Below are 1,306 nucleotides of genomic sequence, written 5' to 3'. Positions count from 1 at the left end.
GGCGTGGACTACCACAAATCCTACAGCCATCTGGTGGTGCAGGATTCGGCGGGTAAAACGCTCAGATCCGGCCGGGTGAAGAACGATCGCCAGTCGCTCGGCGGCTTTCTCGAATGCTACCGCGAGAACAGCCACGCGGTTGTCGAGGCGACGCGCAACTGGATGGTGATGTACGACTGGCTCGACGACATTTGCGATGATGTCGTTCTCGCCCACCCGTTGAAGGTGAAGGCAATTGCCGATGCCAAGATCAAGACAGACAAGATCGACGCCACGGTCTTGGCGCATCTACTGCGAGCCGATCTGGTTCCGGAAGCCTGGGCACCAAGCGAGAGATCGCGCGACCTTCGCGTCGCGCTGCGCGAGCGGATGTTCTACGTGCGGCTGCGCACGATGACGAAGAACCGGGTCGTTACCGTCTTTGATCGCTATCCGGAGCAGACAGCACTGCTGAGGAAGCTCGGTGACCTGTTCGGCAAGACCGGCCGCGTCCAGCTGGCGCAAGTGAAGGTCTCGGAGATCGACCGCATCCAGATCGATCGTGGTCTCGACTTCATCGGTGACATCAATGAACGGATCAAGCAGTCGGAGACGACGATCCGGGCGATGACCAAGGCCAATGCCAATGTGAAGCTGTTGAAGACAATCCCCGGCATCGGTGAGTTCTTCGCCCGGCTGATCGATGCGGAGATTGACGACATCAGCCGCTTCCGGAATGCCAAGAAGCTTGCCGCCTACGCCGGGCTTGTACCGTCGACCTATTCCTCCGGCGGCAAGACCTTCCACGGCAAGATCATCAAGCAGGGCAACAAGTGGCTACGCTGGGCGTTCGTGGAAGCGGTCGCACCTGCCATCGCCACCGATCCGCGGCTGCGCGTCCAGTATGAGCATCTGAAGACTAGAGGAACCAACAAGGCGCGTGTTGCGATCGCGCGCAAGCTTTTGACGATCACCTTCCAGATCCTGCGTGACCAGCGCGCTTACGAGCAGCGCGACGTAAATGGGCAGGAAGGCGTGTCAACGATATCTCGGTTGTCCTGATGATATCTTAGCGATCCCGGCAACGCCGGACTGCGCTCTTACAGGAGAATGGGAAACCGGGAGCCGAACGCCACTCTGTGACCGAAGCCAGAAGCGGCATCAGGGTCACGCATTGGAGAATGGTTCAAGACCGAAGGACGGGAACAACCAGTCCAGCGGAAGGAAGAGATTTAGCCGATCGGTCAAAACGCCGGTCAAAACATCACCCAACCCAAGAAATAGCCGCCAAAGCGAGGTGTTTTGTCCCTTGTGTTCTTTCATTGGA

Annotated in this window: 1 protein-coding gene; it reads left to right on the top strand. The window is 58.4% G+C overall.

Translation table 11 applies throughout. The features are described 5' to 3' along the window. The coding region (locus tag PDO_RS15090) for an IS110 family RNA-guided transposase (RefSeq protein ID WP_007603457.1) at positions 1-1,041 on the top strand (1,041 nt) is incomplete at its 5' end. Positions 1,042-1,306: the final 265 nt, after the last annotated feature.

Source organism: Rhizobium sp. PDO1-076 (assembly GCF_000247475.1).
GTDB lineage: Bacteria > Pseudomonadota > Alphaproteobacteria > Rhizobiales > Rhizobiaceae > Allorhizobium.
Note: the sequence above shows the minus strand (reverse complement) of the source record. Positions and strands in the feature narration are given on the sequence as shown.